We start from the raw sequence: 19,371 nt of genomic DNA, 5'->3' as shown, positions 1-19,371 counted from the left end.
CACCGGGAGGAATCACCGTGCCCCCGTCAGGACCGCCGGCACCCGCTCCGCGTCCCCCGCCTGCCGGTCCGGCCCGTGGGACGCGCGGAGAGGGGTCTCCCTGATGAAGAGGATGACCGCGAACGCGACACAGGCGAGGGGCGAGCAGTACAGGAAGATGTCGCCGATGCCGTGTCCGTAGGCCCGCTCCAGCCAGTTGCGGACGGTCGCGGGCAGCGCGCCGGGATCCGGGAGGGCGCCGTCGGTCGACGCCGTCCCGGCCACCAGCCGGTCGAACGGATCGAGCGAACCGATGCTCTCCCGCGCGTGGTTGCCGGTCCGGGAGGAGAGGACGGAGCCGAGCACGGGGACACCCACGGCGCCGCCCAGGGAGCGGAAGAAGGTGACGGTGGAACTCGCCGAGCCGATCTCGGACGGGCCCACCTGGTTCTGCGCGCACAGCACCAGGTTCTGCATCATGATGCCGACGCCGCACCCCGTCAGCACCATGAAGGCGGCCAGCCGCGCGTATGGCGTGTCCTGGCGCAGCGTGCCCAGCAGCACGAGGCCCACCGTCAACAGCACGGCACCGGCCAGCAGCCAGCCCTTCCACCGGCCCGTCCTGGTGATGAACCGGCCGGAGACCGTGGACGCCACGCACAGGCCGGCGAGCACGGGGATTGTCATGACGCCCGACACCGTCGGCGACTTCCCCTGTGCCAGCTCGAAGTACTGGCTGAAGAAGACCGCGCCCGCGAACATCACGACGCCGACGAACAGCGAGGCGAGCGAGGCGAGCGCGATGGTGCGGTCGCGGAACAGGCGCAGCGGGACGACCGGGTCGCCGGCCCTGCTCTCGACCCGCAGGAACACCAGCGCGAAGAGCACGGAACCGCCGACCATGACGCAGGTCTGCCAGGACAGCCAGGCGTACCTGTCGCCGGCGAACGTGACCCAGATCAGCAGCAGGCACACGGTCTCGGTGACGAGGAAGGCGCCGGCCCAGTCGACCCCGGTCCCCTGCCGGGGCGGCACGGGCAGGTCGAGGCTCCTGCGCAGCACCACCAGCGCGACGGCGGCGAACGGCACGCCGACGAGGAGACACCAGCGCCAGCCCAGCCAGCCGGTGTCGGTGATGACACCGCCGAGCAGTGGACCGCCGACCGTGGCGACGGCGAAGGTCCCGCCCACATACCCCTCGTAACGCCCCCGGTCGCGGGGGGAGACCATCACCGCCATGATGATCTGGGCCAGGGCGGACAGGCCGCCCGCACCGGCTCCCTGGACGGCACGCGCGGCGATCAGTGTCCCCGCGTCCGGGGCCAGGCCCGCTGCCATCGAGCCGGTGATGTAGACCAACAGAGCCGTCTGCACCAACACCTTCTTGCTGTGCCGGTCGGCGAGTTTGCCCCACAGCGGTGTGGTTGCCGTCATCGCCAGCAGCGAGGCGGTGACCACCCAGGTGTACGCGCTCTGCCCGCCACCGAGATCGTTGATGATCTCGGGCAGGGCGCTGGTGACGATGGTCGACGACACGATCGCGGCGAACAGGCCGAGCAGCAGCCCGGGCAGTGCCCGAAGGACCTGACGATGGGTCATGAGGCCCCGCGTCGGTGCTTCCTCGCCGTGCCCGCCGCGCCCGCGCGCAGCGGCGGATCCAGTCGTTGCCATGTCATCTTCTCTCTCCTGCACCGGGGCTCTGGACCGGACTTCGGCCATGCCTGACACGGTGTGCGGCCACATAGGAAACCTGTGTGTCGGCATGTTGTCATCTCCACGCCGCCTTCCCACCAAGCTGCATGACACGCAATCCGACGTTCGGACATACCTGTTGGCACCAACAGGCAGCCCTGGCCGAAAGGCATCTTCGGTCCGGTAAGAATCAGCACGGCTGACGGCGTGCAAGAGGCTCCCGCGGTCACAGCGTCGTCGGCAGGCCTGGCCGCAGGCCCTGCGTGAGCAGATACGGCAGTCACACATTGAGATCCCCCCGATGGAACATCCGCAGCAGGATCACCGCGCTGCTGCTGCTCCCCTTGCTCTCCCTCACCGTCCTGTGGACATACGCCGCGTACCTCTCCCTGGGCGACGCGCTCACCCTCAGGCACGTCGACACGATCGGCAACCACCTGGCCCGGCCCCTGGGCGAGGTGTTCATCGGGCTCCAGCGGGAGCGCCAGGCCGGCCTCGTGTACCTTGCCTCCCCACGCACGAGGAACACCCCGTCCCAGCCCGCTCAGGACTTCTCCCGCGCCCGCGCCGTCACCGACACCGCGGTCCGCGCCTTCCTGCGCGAGGCGGACGACGACGGTGTCCGCGGCGCGGAGAGCGCCCAGGTGCACCGCACCGTTGTCACGGCCGAGCACCGGCTGGACAGCCTCGGGAGGCTGCGCCGCGGCGTCGAGGCCCGCACGGCCGCTCCGGACGCCGTGCTGCGTGCGTACACCGGGATCAACGCGTCGATCGCCGAGGCCTTCGACGCGATGACGATCCTGCCCGACAGTGAGGCCCAGCGCTTCGGTCAGGCCCTGTACACCCACACCCTGGCCAGCGACCTGTTGTCCCAGGCGGACGCCCTCATCTCCGCGAGCGCGAGTACACGGCGACTGAACCCGACGACGTACGCCGCGATCGTGCAGGACGCGGGAGCCGCCGAACAGTTCGACACACTCGCCCTGAGCCGGTATCCGGCCGATCAGCGGGCGCCGTACGAGCGGCTGGCGGCACGGGGGCAGCCACTGGCCCAAGTGGTCGAGATGGAGCGGCGGCTGGCGGCGGCCGGTCCCCGGGCCACCCGGCTGCCTTTCTCGACCGAGGAGTGGCGCAAGGCTTACGACACACAGTGGGAGCGGTCCAACCAGCTCGCCCTGGACGACATCTCCGTCGTCTTCACCCTCACCGGCCCACCGGCCCAGCGGGCGCTGTGGCGGCTCGTCGCCGCCGGCGTCTTCGGCCTGATCGCCCTCGTCGTGTCGGTGGTGCTGTCCGTACGTCTGGGCCGCTCGCTCGTCGGCGACGTCGCGCGCCTGCACGACTCCGCCCGCAACCTGACCGACGACCAGCTGCGCGACGTCGTCGGCCGGCTGCGCCGGGGCGATCGGGTCGACGTGACGGCCGACATGACCCGCCCGGTCTTCGTCCACCACGAGATGGCCCGGCTCGGCGAAGCGTTCTTCGCCCTCCAGGTCACCGCCGTGGACCTTGCGGCCGAGGACGTGCGCCTGCACCGCAGCATCAGCGACGTCTTCGTCAACCTCGCACGTCGCAGCCAGGCCCTGGTGCAACGCCAGCTCGGGCTGCTCGAATCGATGGAGCGCCACGAGGAGGACGCCCGGCGCCTGGACGAGCTGTTCCGTCTCGACCAGATGGCGACCCGGCTCCGTCGCTACGCCGAAGGACTGATCATCGTGTCCGGAGGAGCGCCCGGACGCGTCTGGCGGCACGCCGTACCCGTCGTCGACGTGGTGCGGGGCGCCATCGCCGAGACGGACGACTACCGGCGGGTCGCGGTCCTGCCGGTACCGCACGTCGGCGTGGCCGGGCACGTCGTCGCGGACGTGGTCCACCTGCTCGCCGAACTGATCGAGAACGCCCAGAACTTCTCGCCCGAGCGCACCCAGGTACGAATCGGTGTGAGCCTCGCCGCGGGCGGCCTCGTCATAGAGATCGACGACCGCGGACTGGGCATGGACGCCGGACAACTCCACGACGCCAACCTGCTGTTCACCGAGCCCACTGATCTGAGCCTCCTGGACAGCACCCGGCTCGGCCTGGTGACGGTGGGCAGACTGGCGCAGCGGCACGGCATCGGCGTCGCCCTGCGCGACTCGCCGTACGGCGGAGTCACCGCGATCGTGCGGCTCCCCGACAGCCTGCTGGAGGCGGAATCGGCCCGCGACTCGGACACCGGGCCGGTGGCCGTACACCGATCCGGGCCGCTGATCCCGCGGCAGGGCGGACACGGCCCGTACGACCACCGCCCGGAGACGGGCTCGTCGACGTGCGCCCCCGGCACGACGGCGCACGTCCGCCCAGCGCGCCCGTCGGCGCCGGCCGACGGATCCGGGCCCCCTCCCCGGCAGGAACCGGCCGTCACCGACCCACCCTTGTACGACGGTCCGCACCACGGCCCGGGAGACGTGGAACACCTCGGCCTTCCGGCGGAGGCACACACCGAGCCGCCGTACGCGCCGGTGCCGTCACCCGATTCCGGACTCCCGTACGGTGCCGGGGCGCCGGACCCACAGACCCTCGACGGCCTGCCCCGGCGAGTACGGCAGGCCAGCCTCGCTCCCGAGCTGCGCCAGGGTGCCGCGCCGAGTACGGCGCCGGTCGACTGGAGCGGGACCACCGCGCACCCCGCCCCCACCGGTACCCCGGACCACCCGTGGGAGGACACCGGTCCCCCTCCGGAAGCGCACCGGCCGCCATGGCCGGGCCATGACGACGAGGGCCCCGGGGAGTCATCGTCCGACCGCCGGCCCGAACGGGTGCGCTCGCTCATGAGCGCGCTGCAGACGGGCTTGGCACGGGGCCGTCAGGAGGGGTGGGACCCCCGGCTGGACGAGGCCGGCTTCCCATCGCTTCCCGGCACCCTTCCCCCCGCACACCACCAGCACACCACACCCGAGAGGGGAACCCCCCGATGACGTCCGTACTGGGCCCGGCCCGGACCGCCGACCTGAACTGGCTGCTCAACGACTTGGTCCGGCGTGTGCCGCAGGTCGGTCACGCGATCGTGCTCTCCACCGACGGTCTGCTGCTCGCCTCGTCGGAGGGGCTGGGCCGCGATCAGGCCCAGCAGCTGTCCGCCGTCGCCTCCGGTTTCCACAGCCTGGCCAAGGGCACCGGTCGCCATTTCGGCGGCGGCAAGATTCTGCAGACCGTGGTGGAGATGGAGCGCGGCTACCTCTTCGTGTGCGCCTCCGGTGAGAACGCCTGCCTGGCCGTCCTCTCGCCGGAGGGTGCCGACATCGGACTGGTGGCGTTCGAGATGGCCCGTCTCGTCGGCCGGGTCGGACAGCACCTCGGCGTCGACGTCCGCCTGTCCGCTCCGTCCGCTGTCGACTGACGTCATGCCCGAGTTCTGGCCGAACGGCGAGACGGTGGCCCTGGTGCGGCCGTACACGCTCGTCCGGGGACGCACGCTCGCCCACCGCGGCACCTTCGACCTCGTCACCTACGTCGTCGCGATGGTGCGGTCCCTGTACGCCTGGGACGGCGTGGAACCGGAGCACGGCCGACTGCTGAACCTGTGCCAGCGTCCCCGGTCCGTCAGTGAGATCACGGCACGCATGCACCTGCCGCTCGGCGTGGTGAGGGTGCTGCTGGGCGACCTGCTGGACATGGACGTCATCCGGATCAGCCGACCCCTGCACGCCGACGGCCGTCCCGACATCCCGGTCATCCAGCAGGTCCTGGAGGGCCTGCGCGCCCTGTGACCCGCGCCCCACGCCGAACGGCCCCGGCGCGTTTCGCCTCGGAGAGTACGTAATGCCCGAAGACACGATGACAACGCACGGTCGTCCGGCTGCCGCCAACCCGGCTGCCGCCGAGTCCCTCCCGCAAGGAGTCAAGATCCTCGTCGCGGGAGGATTCGGCACCGGCAAGACGACCCTGGTCTCCACGATCAGCGAGATCGTCCCGTTCCACACCGAGGAGAACCTCACCCGGTCGAGCATCGGCATCGACGACACGGCGGGCGTCGAAGCCAAGACGCGGACCACCGTGGCCATGGACTTCGGCCGGATCACCCTCCGCAAGGGGCTCGACCTGTTCCTGTTCGGCACACCGGGGCAGGACCGGTTCTGGTTCATGTGGGACGAACTGGCGGCCGGCGCGCTGTGCGCGGTGGTGCTGGCGGACACCCGTCGGCTCGCCACGTCCTTCGCCGCCGTCGACTACTTCGAACAGCGCGGGCTCCCGTTCGTGGTGGCCGTCAACACCTTCGACGACGCCCGCCCCCACGACGCCGACACCGTTCGCCGGGCACTCGACCTCGACCCCCATGTGCCGCTGTTCCACTGCGACGCCCGCCGTCGCGAATCCGTCAAGACACTCCTCGTCCGGTCCGTCGAGTATGTCCTGGAACAGGAGGCGCCCCACGCCGGCGCGGCCGTTGGGCGGCCGCGCTGACCTGCTCGTCGCCCAGCAGGTGCGTACGCCGCTCCGGTCACCGAGGCCGGTGGGCGGTGGCCAGCACGGAGACGGTGAGCTGACCGGGCAGGAGGTCGTCGTCGTTCAGGTCCGCACGGCTCACGTGGCGTACGCTCGGCGTCATCGCCACCCGGTCCAGAAAATCCTGCCGGATCGAGGTCGCGCAGTACTCGACCCGTTCGGTGACGACGGCATCGAAGAAGGGGCTGAGCGCCCGGTGCAGGCGTCGTTCCTTGACCGGGTCGATCCTGGCCATCACAGGTAGCTGCCCGCGCAGCTCGGCCAAGTGCCGCCCGGTGGGACGGATCACGACCAGCCGGCCGGTCGGGCGCAGTACACGGTGGAACTCGGCCGGGTGGCGTGGGGCGAACACGTCCAGCATGACAGGCCACCGCGACGGCCCGGTCGTGGGCACGGCTGCCGAGCGCAGCGCGCGCACCGACGCGTCCAGCCCCAGCCCACGGGCGCCCTCTGCGCCGGAGTGCGGTCGGGGACGCGGGCCGAGGTCGTCGAACACCTCGGCGTGAGCGGGGGGCGGAAATCGTCGACGGCGCCGAGATCCGGTCCGGCGGCCGGCCGCCGGAAGCAAGGACCGGGACGAGTTCATCTCCGGCAGGAGCAAGCGGAACGCCGGTCACGGCCCGTGGAACGGTCCGTCCGGGTACGCGGAAATACGCGGGCGACAGCGCGAGGCGCGTTCCGCGCGGCGAATCCGGGTCGGGCAGGACGACACCGTGGCACTGTTCGAGCCGTCGCCCACTGTGCGCCGGCTCGTTGGTGTCCGCGGTCCGCGAACGCGCGGAAGCCGTCGTCCCGCTGATTCGCGGACCACGGGCGCGCGATCGTTCCGGCCGGGCGTGGCCGCGCGCGGCCACGGGGCCGGGTCCCCCGGTGCGGCTGGGCCGGTCTGCCGGTCGTGGACGTCGGACGGCATGACGGGCCGCACCGCCGAGTCACCGCCGACGGTGGCTGTCGGAGCCCGGGACCGGGCCGGGTACGGGTTCCGTAGTGACAAGGCGTGCCCGTCACCGGCCGTCCGCACCGGCCCGTGCCGTCGCGACGTACGACCTCCCCCCTTCGGCCCGCCGCCCGAGCCGCCCGGCGTTCGAGGAGCGGTCTGTGCGGACGGACCCCGGCCGTGGAAAAGGCAGCGGCCAACGGTCCGCCCCCGGCAGTTCGGCTGTCCGCCCGGTCAGGCCCGCTGCGGTTCGGCCCCGCCCTCCTGCCGCCGGCCCCGGCCGGCGCCCCCCGGTACGCGACGCCGTCTGAGACTGCGGTGTTCGTTCTCGCTGAGGCCGCCCCAGACGCCGAACTCCATGCCGGTGTCCCGTCCCCACGCCAGACACCGTTCGACGACGGGGCAGCCCCGGCAGACAGCCTTGGCCTCCTCGATCTGCAGGAGGGCCGGTCCGGCATCGCCGATGGGGAAGAAGAGTTCCGGGTCGTGCGTGCGGCACGCCGCGTGATGACGCCAATCCATGGTCGCTTTCCTCGCCGGGCCCGTTCGGACCCTTGTCCGGGGCCGTGCCGGATCCGTGGTGCGGCCTGTGCGGGGCGCACCCGGCTTCGTCATCGGCCTCCGGTCAGCGGGAGCCGTCGGGCTGTCGTCGTGACAGGTCCGCCGCCGAGGTACCGGGAGGGTTCGCCCTGACCGGCAGGTGCCGGAAGGCGCCCGGTGGCCGGACGGACCAAGCAGCGAGCCTAATCAGCCTGACGCCGACGCGCATTCCGACGTCATGGCAGCCGGTGACGCCCCACTGCGAAGAGGCTTCGGCGGTGGTCCTCCCCGACCGTGCGACGACCGCTGTGCGGTCAGGGAGGACCCGAGCGGCATCCGGCAGAACGGCATGTGGCGCCGGACCGTCAGCCGATCGCGATCTTCGCCGCGTTCTCGGCCAGCCAGTCCCCGAAACCGCGCAGCGCCGGGTTGATCGCGCGCAGCCCATTGAGATCGCGGGCACCGGTGAACTCTCGGTCGAAGTCGCCGTAGTACTGGAACATGTTGCCGATCTCCCGGGCCGCTGGCGTGCCGAGGGCGCGGAAGGCGTCGTAGGGCACGGACCGGAAACGGACGGGCTCGCCGAGGGCGGCCCCCAGCTTCTCGGCGTACTGCGCGCCGGTGAGGTGGTCGCCGGCCAGACGGACGGTCTCCCCGATGAACCGTTCGCCGCCCTTGAGAAGGGCGTGGGCGGTTCGGCCGATGTCGGCGGCGTCGACGAGGGCCAGGAGCTTGCCGTCCTCGAAGGGCATGGTCAGGGTCAGGACGCCGTCCTCGGCGCGGCGCGGGGCGAGCGGGCCGAGGAAGCCCTGGTAGTACGAGGTGGTGCTGAGGAACGTGGTGGGGACGCCGGCCCGCGTGAAGAGGTGGTTGCCCGCCCCCTTGGCGTCGAAGTGCGGCACGTTGTAGCAGCCTTGGAGCACCGGCATCCGGTCGTCGTCCAAGGGCAGCAGCTCACGGGTGTCGTCGAGGGTCGACCAGATCACGTGCCGCAGGCCCGTCGCCCCGGCCGCCCGGACCAGCACGCCGATCTCCTCGGTCTCCTTCACCGCCGAGCGATGGGCCCAGAAGTCGGTGACGAGGAAGGCGCCGTACGCGCCGTCGAACGCCGCGTGCACCGTCGGTTCGTCGTGGAAGTCGGCCCGCACCACCTCGACGCCGACCGCGGCGAGTTCCCTCGCGGCGGGCGAGCCGGGGTTCCGGGTGAGCGCCCGTACGGCGAATTCCGTGTCCCGGTCGGCGAGGATCGACCGCACGACACCACCGCCCTGTGCCCCCGTGGCGCCGACCACCGCTATCACTTTCTTGGTGCCCATGACAGCAGTCCTCATCGCCGGGAAGGAAACAGGTGGGGGGATGTGCCAAGGACGCTAGGCACGGCGGTTCGACGCGTCAACCGCGGTGGGTGGACGTGCGGCGTCCCCCGACCGAGGGTCCGCCTTCTTCCGGAGGGCGCCGGGACCCCTCATGGGCGGTGGAAGCGCTCCGGCCCAGGGGACCGGCAGTGGCGCGGAGGCGGCCGTGGGCTCGGCAGTCCGGTGCCGAAGCCCGTAGCGGGTTCGGGCCGCGCCATCCGCCTCGGACGTGACCGGGTCAGCGGGTGCTTCCGCCACCGGCCGGTGGCGACCGGCGTTCGGCGGCTGCTCCAGTTGCGCGACGACCCGGACAAGCCGTCACGCCGAGGCCGGCCTCGATCCGGCACGCTGTGGCTGACCGCCGGCGGGCACATGTCCGTCGCGCACCTCGCGGCATGCCACGTCGGGTCCACTACCGGTGGGTCGCCAAGGGCCTTTGACGGGAAGTCCGCAGCAGGTCATCGACGGCATCATCGCTCACATCAAGTCCGGCGCCGCATCACCCCCCCTGGGAGCGCAGGGCGTCGGTCAGCCCGTCGGCCAGGTCGACCGCGTGCTGTGCCGCTCCGCCCGGACCGGTCCCGGTCCCGGTCGAGTCGGCGGAGGAGCTCGGTGGGGGCGCCGGGCGTTCGAGGGCGCGGAGCACCGCGCGGACCCGGGCGGCGGGGTACGTCGCCGCGTAGGGCTCGGCGCGGTCGCCGGCGTAGGCGTGGGCCAGGGCGTCGCCGACCGCTCGTGCGTGGGCCTCGGCGAAGGACGCCGCGTTCGCGTCCGTGCTGAGTCCGGCGTACTGGTGCCCGTACGCGTCGGCCTCGGCCGCGGTGTGCCCGTGCGCCAGGGCGTGGTCGCGCGCGTTGGTGTGCGCCTGTTGCATGAAGGGGGTTCCTCCTGGTGATCCGGGTCGTCCGCCGGACCGGCGGTGATCGGCTACAGCGGACGGGACTCGGCGGGGACGGGCGGGTGGGACGGCTCACGGGTCCGGGCGTGCGCGGCGAGGTCCGCGCGATGACGGACGCGATCCCGGCCGCCCGGGGCGGGGCGACCAGCCCGTAGTGGTCGGTGTCGACGCGCAGCACGCGGGCGGACGGCGGCAGGTGGCCGCGCCAGCGCGCCGCCGCGGCGGGCTCCGGGGCGAGGGCGTGCGCGTCCGGCACGGGCCGCCCGGCCAGCCACAGGACGGCCGGCGTACGGGCCAGCCGTGGCGGCCGGTGCCCGGCCATGGCCGCCAGGTTGACCCGGCAGCAGTGGGCCAGGCGCTCCGCGTGACCGCGGCCCCGCCCGGTCAGCGGTTCCGCCCGGTTGCCGGCCAGTTCGCGCGCGAAGACGGCGTCCACCTGCCGCCCGACGCCGGAACCCGCCCGGGAGATCCGCCAGGTGCGGCACCCAGTCGGCCGGCTCGGGACCCGGCAGGTCGGCCCAGCGCAGCGACAACCCCAGCTCCTGGCGGGGCACCCGGACCGCCGCGGCGAGCAGGCCGGCCTCGGGGCGGACGACCTCGCCGGTGACCGGCTGCGCCTCGTACGACAGCAGCCACACGCGGGGCCGGCGCGCGGCGGGGACGTCCGCCAGGGCCCGGCGCAGGGCCGCCACCGTGTCCAGGCACGCCCACCGGGCCGTCTCCAGGGAGCGCCGGCCGACCTCACCGCGGACGGCGAGCGGCAGCGCGTGCAGCCAGTCCACACCGCCCCCGCCGGCCGGGGTCATCATCACGTCCATCGACCGGCCGTCGTAGACGCTGTGGTGGAAGGTCAGCAGCAGGACATGGCGCTCGGCACCGAGGATGACCAGCCGGCCGCGCCCGAGGGGACCGGCCGCCAGGTCGAACGGGGTGCGGGCCTCCGCCTCCTGAAGCGCGAGGACCCCGTCGGCCGCGTCGGGGGAACCGCTCAGGTCCTCGAAGGCGAGGGCGAAGCCGGTGCCGGGCCGGTCGACGTGCTGACGGACCTCGCCGTCCTCCGCCACGAGCCGGGAGCGCAGCGTCTCGTGGCGCCGGGTCAGGGCGTCGAAGGCGCCCGCCAGGGCCCCGCGGTCGAGGGGACCGAGGAGTTCGAAAGCCAGGGTCTCGTTGTACGCCACGTCTCCCCCGGGGAGTTGGGCGAGAAACCACAGGCGCTGCTGGGCGTACGAGGCCGGATAAGAACGGGGTGAAAGGGGGGCGGGTTGTGCACCGCTGATCCTGACCTTCCCGTGAAAGGAAGTGAACGGCTTCCCCGGCAAACGGGCAAAGCCATGCCAGATTACTTGCCAAACGCACAACTGCCGTGATCATCAATCAAGGGATCTGGTCATGTCAACGGTCGTGTGTTTCCGGGTTGTTCGCAGATGATGACGCCTGTGAGTCCACCCGGAGCGGCACGAGAACGAGGAACTGATGTCACTACCCCTGTCCGCGGCCGGCCATGCCTTTGTCGTGTCGGCCGGTTTCATGAAAAAGGGGTACACGGTACAGTCAAGTGGCCAAAGAAATCTAGTGCTTTACATGTCTCCACAAAGGGTGTCGGATTCGACCGATCACCAACCATGGAGGACATGTGCACGTCCCTCTTGCTCGAATACGCGCGGCATCAGTAACGTCTTTGATCGTTGCCGCCCTGATCGCCCCCACGGCAGCCCACGGCGCCGAATTCCCGCCGTCTCTCCGGGCCTCCCCGGCTGGACGCGGCGCTTTGGCGGCGGCGCCGCTCACGGTGACCCTGATCACCGGCGACCGGGTGACGGCGACGCGCGGGCCGGGAAACGCCGTGTCGGTCGCGGCCGTCGACCGCCCGCCGGGAGCCTCCGGAACGGTGCGTGTCACCACGGAGAACGGTGACACCTACGTGTACCCGGACGAGGCCATGGCCTACGTCGCGACCGGCCGGCTCGACAAGCAGCTCTTCGACGTCACCCAGCTGGTGGCCCAGGGCTACGACGACGCGCACACCAGCGCCCTGCCCCTGATCATCACCCGCCCGCGGGGCACGTCCGCCGCCGGGGCGGGCGCCTCCAGGGCCACGGCGCCGGCGGACACCGGGCTGCCGGGCGCGAGGACGACGCGGGAGCTCCCGTCCGTCGGGGCGGAAGCCGTGCACGCCCAGCGTTCGAAGGCAGCGGCCTTCTGGTCGGCCCTCACGGGTGCCACGGGCCCGGACGGCACGCGGGCGACGGCGCGGTCCGGCGGTTCCCCGGACGCCGCCGCACCGTCGTTCGCCGCCGGCGTCGGCGAGGTCTGGCTCGACGGCAAGGCGCGGGCGGACCTGGCCGACACGACGGCGCAGGTCGACGCCCCCGAGGCGTGGGCCGCCGGCGGCACCGGCGCGGGTGTGCGCGTCGCCGTGCTGGACTCCGGGGCCGACACCACGCATCCCGACCTCGCCCCACGCATCGTGGCGTCCCGGAGCTTCGTCCCGGGTGAGGACGTCACCGACCGGTTCGGTCACGGCACGCACACCGCCTCCACCGTCGCCGGAACCGGCGCCGCCTCCGGCGGAAAGGAACGCGGGGTCGCTCCCGGCGCCGACCTGCTCGTGGGCAAGGTCCTCGACAACACCGGATCCGGTCCGATGTCGGGGATCATCGCGGGCATGGAGTGGGCGGCACGGACCGAGCACGCCAAAGTGATCAACATGAGCCTGGGCACGCCGGTGTGGCACACCCAGGACGATCCCCTGAGCCAGGCGGTCAACCGCCTGAGCGCCGAGACGGGTGCCCTGTTCGTCGTCGCCGCGGGCAATTCGGGGAACAGCCCCTACAGCGTGAGTTCGCCGGGAACCGCGGACGCCGCGCTCACCGTCGGCGCGGTGGACGCCTCCGACCGGCTCGCCGGGTTCTCCAGTACCGGGCCGCGGCTGAACGACGACGCCCTCAAGCCCGACATCACCGCGCCCGGCGTGGACGTGCTGGCCGCACGCTCGCAGTACGCGCAAGGCGGTGAGGGCTACTACGTCACGGAGAGCGGCACGTCCATGGCGGCCCCCCATGTCGCCGGAGCGGCCGTCCTGCTGGCCCAGAAGCATCCCGGGTGGACCGGTCAGGACATCAAGGACGCTCTGATGAGCACCAGCGCGCGGACCCCCGCCTACAGCCCCTACCAGGCGGGCGCCGGCCGCCTGGACGTCGCCGCCGCCTACCTCCGGGACCAGGTCGTCGCGAGCGGATCCGTGGACGCCGGACTCGTTGCCTGGTCAAAGGACCCGAAGCGGGAGCCGGTCGAGCGGCGGATCACCTACCGCAACACCACGGACCAGCCCGTCACACTGCGGCTCTCGGTCGACCCGGGCACCTCGCCCGCCGGAGTGTTCACGACGGCCGCCTCCCAGGTCACGGTGCCGGCGGGGGGCGCCTCCACGGTCGGCGTCGTCGCGGACCCGACGGGGCTGGCGCCGGGCCAGTACGGCGCCCAGGTCACCGCACGTTCCGCGACCACAGCCGTCCACACGGCGGTGGGACTGTCCGTCGAGCCGGAGAAGCACGCCCTGACGATCCATCTGAAGGACCGGTCCGGCAAGTCTGTCAGCAACGACGTCGAGATCACCGGCGCGGACGGGAGGACCACCGTGATGTGGGTGCCGGACGGGACGCTCACCACCCGCCTGGCCCCCGGTTCGTACACGATCGTCTCCACGCTGGACGTGGAGGGCCGGCACGGCCCGCACTCCCTCGGATACGCCGTACTGACTGCTCCCGAGGTCGACCTGACGGGTGACCAGGACGTGGTGCTCGACGCGTCGCGCATACGTCGGATCAAGGTGGCGACACCCAGGCCCACGTCCGTCACCGCCGGCAGGATCGACCTCTTCCGCTCCTTCACCTCACCTGAGCCGACGCCCCGTGACGAGCAGGCCCTGCACGAGATCCTCATGCCCTCGGCCGCCTACGACAGCCTGTGGGCCCTGCCCACCAAGGGCAGGGTGAAGAAGGGCAGCTTCGTCTTCACCACACGGTTCCGCGCCGAGCAGACTCCCCTGAGGATCACCTACGGCGGGCGCACCCTCGACGACACCCTGCTGGTGCAGCCGGGCAGCCACCGGTTCCCGGACGGCACCACGCGCGTGGACGCCGTCTTCGCCGGCACCGGCACGGCGGCCGAGTACGCCGGCCTGGCCGCCCGCGGCAGGGCCGTGGTCGTCCGCCGCAGCGCGGAGGTGCCCCCCACGGACCAGGCGGCCGCGGCGCGCTCGGCGGGTGCGGCGATGCTCCTGGTGGTCAACGACGGCGACGGCCGCGGGGTCGACTGGTACGGCGAGCCGGACGGCAGGACGGCCGGACGGATCCCTGTCGCCTCGCTCACCGATGACGAGGGCGAGGACCTGATCAGGAGGATCGAGGACGCCGGAAGGGGCCGGGTGGAACTGGCCGTCTCGGCGCACCCCTCGCCGGAATACCTCTACGACCTCGCCGACTACCACCGGGGAGGCGTGCCGGACGATCCGTCAGCGGCGACGGATCCCGGCCATCTCGCGCGCATCGAGAACGACTTCGCCCCGCCCGCCGGCCAGCAGGTCACGGAGAGCCGGGAGGACAGCCCGCCGTACGAGTACTGGCCGGCCGCCTACCCCTACGCCGGGTTCGGGATGACGCGCGTCCCCCCGTTCCCGCGCGAGCCGGTCGCCCCGGGACACCGCACCGACTGGGTCTCCGCCGGGAACGGCGTCAAGTGGCAGCAGTACGCGGCCGTCGACGGCTGGTCGACCTTCACCGACGTGGTCGGCTACCGGCCGCGCAGCGTGCAGAACGAACGCTGGTTCGGTCCCGTCACACGGCCGCGCATGGTCAGCTTCGAGGTCCCGCACCGCGTCGGGAACGCCATGGGCGGCACGCTGGCGGGCTTCGGTGACGGAGGATCCGCCCACAGCGGTGACACGAGCCTGATGTCGCGGAGCTTCGCGCTCTACCAGGGCGACGAACTGCTGGTGCGCAACGGGCCACGGCCGGACTTCGGAGTGGGTGATCTGGCACCGCGGGAACTCCCGTACCGGCTCGTCGCCGACACGCACGCGAACAGCGACCTCGTGCGGTACTCCACCGCCACGCACACGGAGTGGACCTTCCGCTCCGGCAACGCGGAAGACCAGGCCATCCCGCTGGTCCAGCTGGACTACGGAGCGGACGTGGACCTCGCGGGACGGGCCAGGCGCACGTCGGTGTTCTCCGTCGCGCCCGTCGTCGTCGGCAGCGACGCGGCCCGGGACGCGGTCTCCTCCGTCGAACTCGAAGTCTCCTACGACGACGGGGCGTCCTGGCGGCGGCAGCACCTGGAGCGGGACAAGGGCCACTGGCAGACAGTGCTGCACGCCCCGTCCCGGGCCGGTTACGTGTCCTTGCGCGTCACGGCGAAGCAGCGCAACGGCGGCGGCATCACCCAGACCATCACCCGGGCCTTCGGCCTCAGATGACCCTCGCCGAGCGGCCGGTGCCCCGCCCTCGCACGGCGTGGGGCACCGGCGGCGCTCCCGATCGGGGCGCTCCGGGCTGGTCCGGGTGGAACCGTCTGCAAGCCGGGGCGGGCTCAGCTCATAACCCGGCCTGAGATGTCATAGAGCGGGCGCCGCTGCCGCCGCCGGGCGGCTGGTGCCAAGGTGACGTCATGACGGCTTCATCGCAGTCGACCGCCGAGAACGCGACGCACCGCCGGGCCGCGAGGCGGAAGGGCGGGAACGCCCCGGGGCTGCCCGCCGCCGAGGCCACGCCACTGCCCGCCGCCGAGGCCGCGGCGGAGCGGCGTCGGCAGGCCGCGCACCTGTTGCGGGACGGCGCGCAGGAACGGCTGGTGTCTGTCCTGCTCGGTCTGCGCATGGCGCGCGAGCAGCTGGCCGGCCCCTCCGCGCCGGCCGCCGAACTCCTCGACGACGCGATCCGGGACGCCGAGGCCGCCCTGGCACAGGTCCGGGAAGTGGCGGCGGGGCTGTGCCCGCAGGTGCTCCAGCTGCGCGGACCGGGCCCGGCCATCGCCGCCCTCGCGGCGGCGAGTCCGGCTGCCGTCACCGTCCGGTCCGACGGGACCGCCGGATTGGCGCGGTCGTTGGAGACCCAGGTGTACTTCCTGGTCGCCGAGGCGCTGGCGCACGCGGTGGAGGACTCGGGCGCGAGGCGCGTCGCCGTGGAGCTGACGCGTATCGGCCGCGGGCTCGTGGTGAGCGTGGTCAGCGACGCGTGCCCACCGCGCGGACCGGGTGCGCATGCCCGGGTGGGGGCGATGACCGAGTGCGTCACCCTGCTTGAGGGGACGCTGACGGTGACGTGTTCCTCGGCCGCGGGTACCACGGTCCGTGCCGTGCTGCCGGTGCCGGCGGGGGCCGAGTAGCGTCTCGTCGGGTTCTGGTGGAGGCTCAGGACACGGCCATCCGGCTCCGGGTCGGACTGCCGCAGGGAAGGTCCGGCCGGCGAACACCGGCTCGGCCAGGCCCGCCGTCGACCGGGCGTACGCCCTCATGATCTGGCAACGGCCCGGATGAGGTAGACTCGATCTTGAAAGGGTCGCCCGAACACGGGGCGCCCGGTGATGCGTTGGTGGTCCAAGGAAAGACGCCCCGCTTCCTGCGGGGAGATGCAGGTGCAAGGCCTGCCCGGCGCTCGACGTGAAGGTCCCCGGCCTCGAACGGGCCGGGGACCTTTCCCGTGTCCGGCACCCGCACCGTGCGCCCGGCAGCGCCCTTGGGCCACGGCGACTTCGCCCATGGGGCGACAGCTGGAACGTCGCGGCGGGCGGCGGGTTCTTCGCCGCCGTCCACCTGGTACACCGACTTCCGCGCCGACATCCCGGCCGTCGACGTGCCGGCCCTGATCCTGCACGGCACCGGCGACCGGATCCTGCCCGCCGAGGGCACCGCCCGCCCCTTCCACAAGGCGCTGCCGACCGCCGACTACGTGGAGATCGAGGGTGCACCGCACGGTCTGCTGTGGACCCACGCGGAGGAGGTCAACACCGCGCTGCTCGCCTTCCTGCGGAAGTGACGTCAGTCGCCGGCCTTGATGCCGTTGATGACCGTCGTGCCCTGCTGCGCGGGGACACCGAGGGTCTTCAGGAAGGGCAGGGGGAAGCCGAGGGCCGGGGCGGTGAGGCGGTCGAGCTCGTCGAGGTGCTCGGCGGAGAGGGTGACGTCCAGTGAGGCCAGGTTGGCGTCGAGCTGGGCGACCGTGCGGGCACCGATGACCGTGGCCGTGGTCAGGGGCTGCTGGCGTACCCACGCCAGCGCGACCGCCGCGACGGTGGTGCCCGACTCCTCGGCGATGCGCCCGAGTACGTCGATCAGGGCGAAGGTCCGCTCGTTGAGGTGCCGGCCGACGAACATGCCGCGGCCGGAGCCCTCCGGGGTGTGGTTGTCGCGGGTGTACTTGCCGGTCAGCACCCCGTTGGCGAGCGGGCTCCAGGGCATGACGCCGAGGCCCAGTTCACGCGCGGCGCCGAACAACTCGCCCTCGGAGGTGCGCTCCAGCAGCGAGTACTCCAGTTGCAGGGCGGCGACCGGTGTCCAGCCGCGCCACTCGGCGAGGGTCGCCATGCGGGCCACCGCCCATGCCGGGGTGTCGGAGAGGCCGACGTAGCGCACCTTTCCCTCGCGGACGAGATCGTCCAGCGTGGACATGGTCTCCTCCAGCGGGGTGTGCTGGTCCCAGTTGTGCTGCCAGTACAGGTCGATGTAGTCGGTGCCGAGCCGTTCCAGCGAGGCGTCGATGTGTGTGCGGATGGCCTTGCGGCTGGTGCCGCCGTTGTTCGGGTCGGTGGGGTCCATGGACAGGGCGACCTTGGTCGCGATCACCAGCCGGTCGCGCTGCGCGGGGTTCTTGCGCAGGTAGGCGCCGATGACCTGTTCGGAACGCCCCTCCGCGTAGCGGTTGGCGGTGTCGATGAAGTTGCCGCCCGCGTCGGTGTAGCGCGCGAGGATGTCGAGTGAGGTCCGCTCGTCGGCGCCCCAGGAGGGATCGCCGAAGGTCATCGTGCCCAGGGCCAGGGGGCTGACGCGAAGGCCGGTGCGTCCGAGCGTACGGAAGTCGGTGAGGCTCACGGCGGGGTTCCTTGACTCTGCTGAGGGTGCGGGGCGGGTGCACCGGGTGGGTCTGCTGGTCGACGTCGGTCGAGCCGGCGCTGGAGTGCAGTCCATGACCACACAGGTAAATCCATCCGGTTGGTTGGAAATCTAGCGCACTCCGTCAGTGAAAACAACCGGATGGTTTAGTTGCCTGGGCAGGGGTTCTGGCCGGCCATGTGCCGGCCCCCGGTGCCCACCAGTTCCACGCCGAGGTGCCCGGTGTGCGCAACCGCGGTTCGCCGCAGGGCGAGGATGGCGGCATCGTCGAGGAGGGCTCCGCCCGCGTGGGCGAGCAGGTCCTGTCGGACGTGTTCGACGAGCGCGTCGGGACCGCACCGGGGCCAGCGGGTGAGCCGCCGTTCCAGCGGGTAGAAGAGGCCGCCGTTGTCGCGGGCCTCCACCAGACCGTCGGTGTACAGCAGGAGGGTGTCACCGGGCTCGAAGGCGAAGGTGTGCGACGTACGGATGCCCTGCTCCAGCCCGCACAGGCCCAGTGGCGGCGCCGGGGAACTCGGCACGCTCGTCACCTGCCCCCGGCTGATGAGCAGGGGCGGCGGGTGCCCGCAGGGCGTCACCCGCGCCACGGGGTCATGGTCGGGGACCTCCATCACCAGCGCGGTGATGAAGTGCTCCTGGACCTCGCTGTCCGCCCCGGGGAACTGGGTCAGGTAGCGGCACAGGCTGCGGTCCAGAGCATCGGCGAGGGCCGGGAGCGTGGTGTGGTGGTGCGCGGCCTCCTGGAACGCGCCCATCAGCGCGGCCGCTTCCCCGACCGCGGCCAGCCCCTTGCCCCTGACATCGCCGATGAGTACGCGCGTACGGTCGCCCGTGCGGGCCACGGCGTACAGGTCACCGCCGATGCGCGCCTCCTTCTCGGCGGCCAGGTACGCGGACGAGATCTGCAGCGGACCGAGCCGGCGGGGCAGCGGGCGGAGCAGCGCCCGCTGCGCGGCCTCGGAGACCGATCGCACCTGGGCCAGCTCTCGCGTGCGCCGCTCACGTGTCAGGCAGACGATCACGGCCATGATCGACAGGGCTGCCAGCCCGATGATCTGCGACACGTGGTTGGGCGTGGTCAGGCCCCCGTGGAGCATGGCGATGACCACCTGGGCCGCCACCGCCAGCGCGCCGATCACCCCGGTCAGCCATGCCGACCCGAACGAGACGGTGATCGCGGGCGCCACGACGAGCAGCGGACCGAGGTGGATCGATTCCGGGGTCTGTACGTCCACGACGGTGATCGCGACGATCAGCACCAGAGGGAGCACCACCAACCCCTGGCTGGAGCGCCACCACCGCCGTGTCGAGGCGAGGTTCTGCCCAAGGCGCATACGTCCACTGTGCGCCCTCCGCCCGCGAGGCGCCGCAGGAAACC

General features: G+C 72.3%; 14 protein-coding genes and 1 pseudogene. 7 read left to right on the top strand and 8 right to left on the bottom strand.

Features of this window, described 5'->3' with window-relative positions; translation table 11 throughout:
• Positions 1-12 precede the first annotated feature (12 nt).
• A complete protein-coding gene (locus tag ACH4LD_RS37905) occupies positions 13-1,650 on the bottom strand; it encodes an MDR family MFS transporter (protein ID WP_398058378.1) in 1,638 nt (545 codons plus the stop codon).
• 308 nt (positions 1,651-1,958) lie between these two features.
• Between ACH4LD_RS37905 and ACH4LD_RS37900 the strand changes: the two genes are divergently transcribed.
• From ACH4LD_RS37900 to ACH4LD_RS37885, 4 genes are all read left to right on the top strand, one after another.
• Entirely contained in the window at positions 1,959-4,628 is a 2,670-nt protein-coding gene (locus tag ACH4LD_RS37900; RefSeq protein ID WP_398058377.1) for a nitrate- and nitrite sensing domain-containing protein, read from the top strand.
• Positions 4,625-5,050, top strand: coding sequence for a roadblock/LC7 domain-containing protein (locus ACH4LD_RS37895; RefSeq protein ID WP_398058376.1), 426 nt, complete (start codon positions 4,625-4,627; stop codon positions 5,048-5,050). Before ACH4LD_RS37900 ends, ACH4LD_RS37895 begins: the two co-directional genes overlap by 4 nt.
• A gap of 4 nt (positions 5,051-5,054) precedes the next feature.
• Positions 5,055-5,420, top strand: a complete 366-nt coding sequence (locus ACH4LD_RS37890; protein WP_398058375.1) for a DUF742 domain-containing protein — start codon at positions 5,055-5,057, stop codon at positions 5,418-5,420.
• Between the two features lie 67 nt (positions 5,421-5,487).
• Positions 5,488-6,114 (top strand): GTP-binding protein, encoded by a 627-nt coding sequence (locus tag ACH4LD_RS37885; protein WP_398058374.1) that lies wholly within the window; start codon positions 5,488-5,490, stop codon positions 6,112-6,114.
• 37 nt (positions 6,115-6,151) lie between these two features.
• Here the strand turns inward: ACH4LD_RS37885 and ACH4LD_RS37880 are convergent, their stop codons facing one another.
• The 5 genes from ACH4LD_RS37880 to ACH4LD_RS37860 form a co-directional block, all read right to left on the bottom strand.
• Positions 6,152-6,517, bottom strand: coding sequence for a hypothetical protein (locus ACH4LD_RS37880; protein ID WP_398058373.1), 366 nt, complete (start codon positions 6,515-6,517; stop codon positions 6,152-6,154).
• An 810-nt stretch (positions 6,518-7,327) separates the two neighbouring features.
• Positions 7,328-7,615 (bottom strand): WhiB family transcriptional regulator, encoded by a 288-nt coding sequence (locus ACH4LD_RS37875; RefSeq protein ID WP_398058372.1) that lies wholly within the window; start codon positions 7,613-7,615, stop codon positions 7,328-7,330.
• A 383-nt stretch (positions 7,616-7,998) separates the two neighbouring features.
• Positions 7,999-8,949: an NmrA/HSCARG family protein gene (locus tag ACH4LD_RS37870; RefSeq protein ID WP_398058371.1), complete on the bottom strand. Its 951-nt coding sequence runs from the start codon at positions 8,947-8,949 to the stop codon at positions 7,999-8,001.
• A gap of 538 nt (positions 8,950-9,487) precedes the next feature.
• Positions 9,488-9,862: a hypothetical protein gene (locus ACH4LD_RS37865; protein ID WP_398058370.1), complete on the bottom strand. Its 375-nt coding sequence runs from the start codon at positions 9,860-9,862 to the stop codon at positions 9,488-9,490.
• A 53-nt stretch (positions 9,863-9,915) separates the two neighbouring features.
• Positions 9,916-11,205, bottom strand: coding sequence for a condensation domain-containing protein (locus ACH4LD_RS37860; protein WP_398058369.1), 1,290 nt, complete (start codon positions 11,203-11,205; stop codon positions 9,916-9,918).
• 569 nt (positions 11,206-11,774) lie between these two features.
• On the opposite strand from ACH4LD_RS37860, the gene ACH4LD_RS37855 reads away from it, so the two are divergent.
• From ACH4LD_RS37855 to ACH4LD_RS37845, 3 genes and pseudogenes are all read left to right on the top strand, one after another.
• Entirely contained in the window at positions 11,775-15,362 is a 3,588-nt protein-coding gene (locus ACH4LD_RS37855; protein WP_398058368.1) for a S8 family serine peptidase, read from the top strand.
• A gap of 191 nt (positions 15,363-15,553) precedes the next feature.
• Entirely contained in the window at positions 15,554-16,270 is a 717-nt protein-coding gene (locus tag ACH4LD_RS37850) for a sensor histidine kinase (protein WP_398058367.1), read from the top strand.
• Between the two features lie 382 nt (positions 16,271-16,652).
• Positions 16,653-16,920: pseudogene (locus tag ACH4LD_RS37845) on the top strand (alpha/beta fold hydrolase); the annotation flags it as partial.
• A 2-nt stretch (positions 16,921-16,922) separates the two neighbouring features.
• Here ACH4LD_RS37845 and ACH4LD_RS37840 read toward each other — a convergent pair.
• The gene (locus ACH4LD_RS37840) at positions 16,923-17,972 is read right to left on the bottom strand and encodes an aldo/keto reductase (RefSeq protein ID WP_398058366.1); all 1,050 of its coding nucleotides are present in this window, start codon (positions 17,970-17,972) and stop codon (positions 16,923-16,925) included.
• Between the two features lie 167 nt (positions 17,973-18,139).
• Positions 18,140-19,327 (bottom strand): PP2C family protein-serine/threonine phosphatase, encoded by a 1,188-nt coding sequence (locus ACH4LD_RS37835; protein ID WP_398058365.1) that lies wholly within the window; start codon positions 19,325-19,327, stop codon positions 18,140-18,142.
• Positions 19,328-19,371 lie beyond the last annotated feature (44 nt).

The sequence above is a fragment of the Streptomyces sp. NPDC017676 genome (genome assembly GCF_044329325.1).
Taxonomy (GTDB): Bacteria; Actinomycetota; Actinomycetes; order Streptomycetales; family Streptomycetaceae; genus Streptomyces.
Note: the sequence above shows the minus strand (reverse complement) of the source record. Positions and strands in the feature narration are given on the sequence as shown.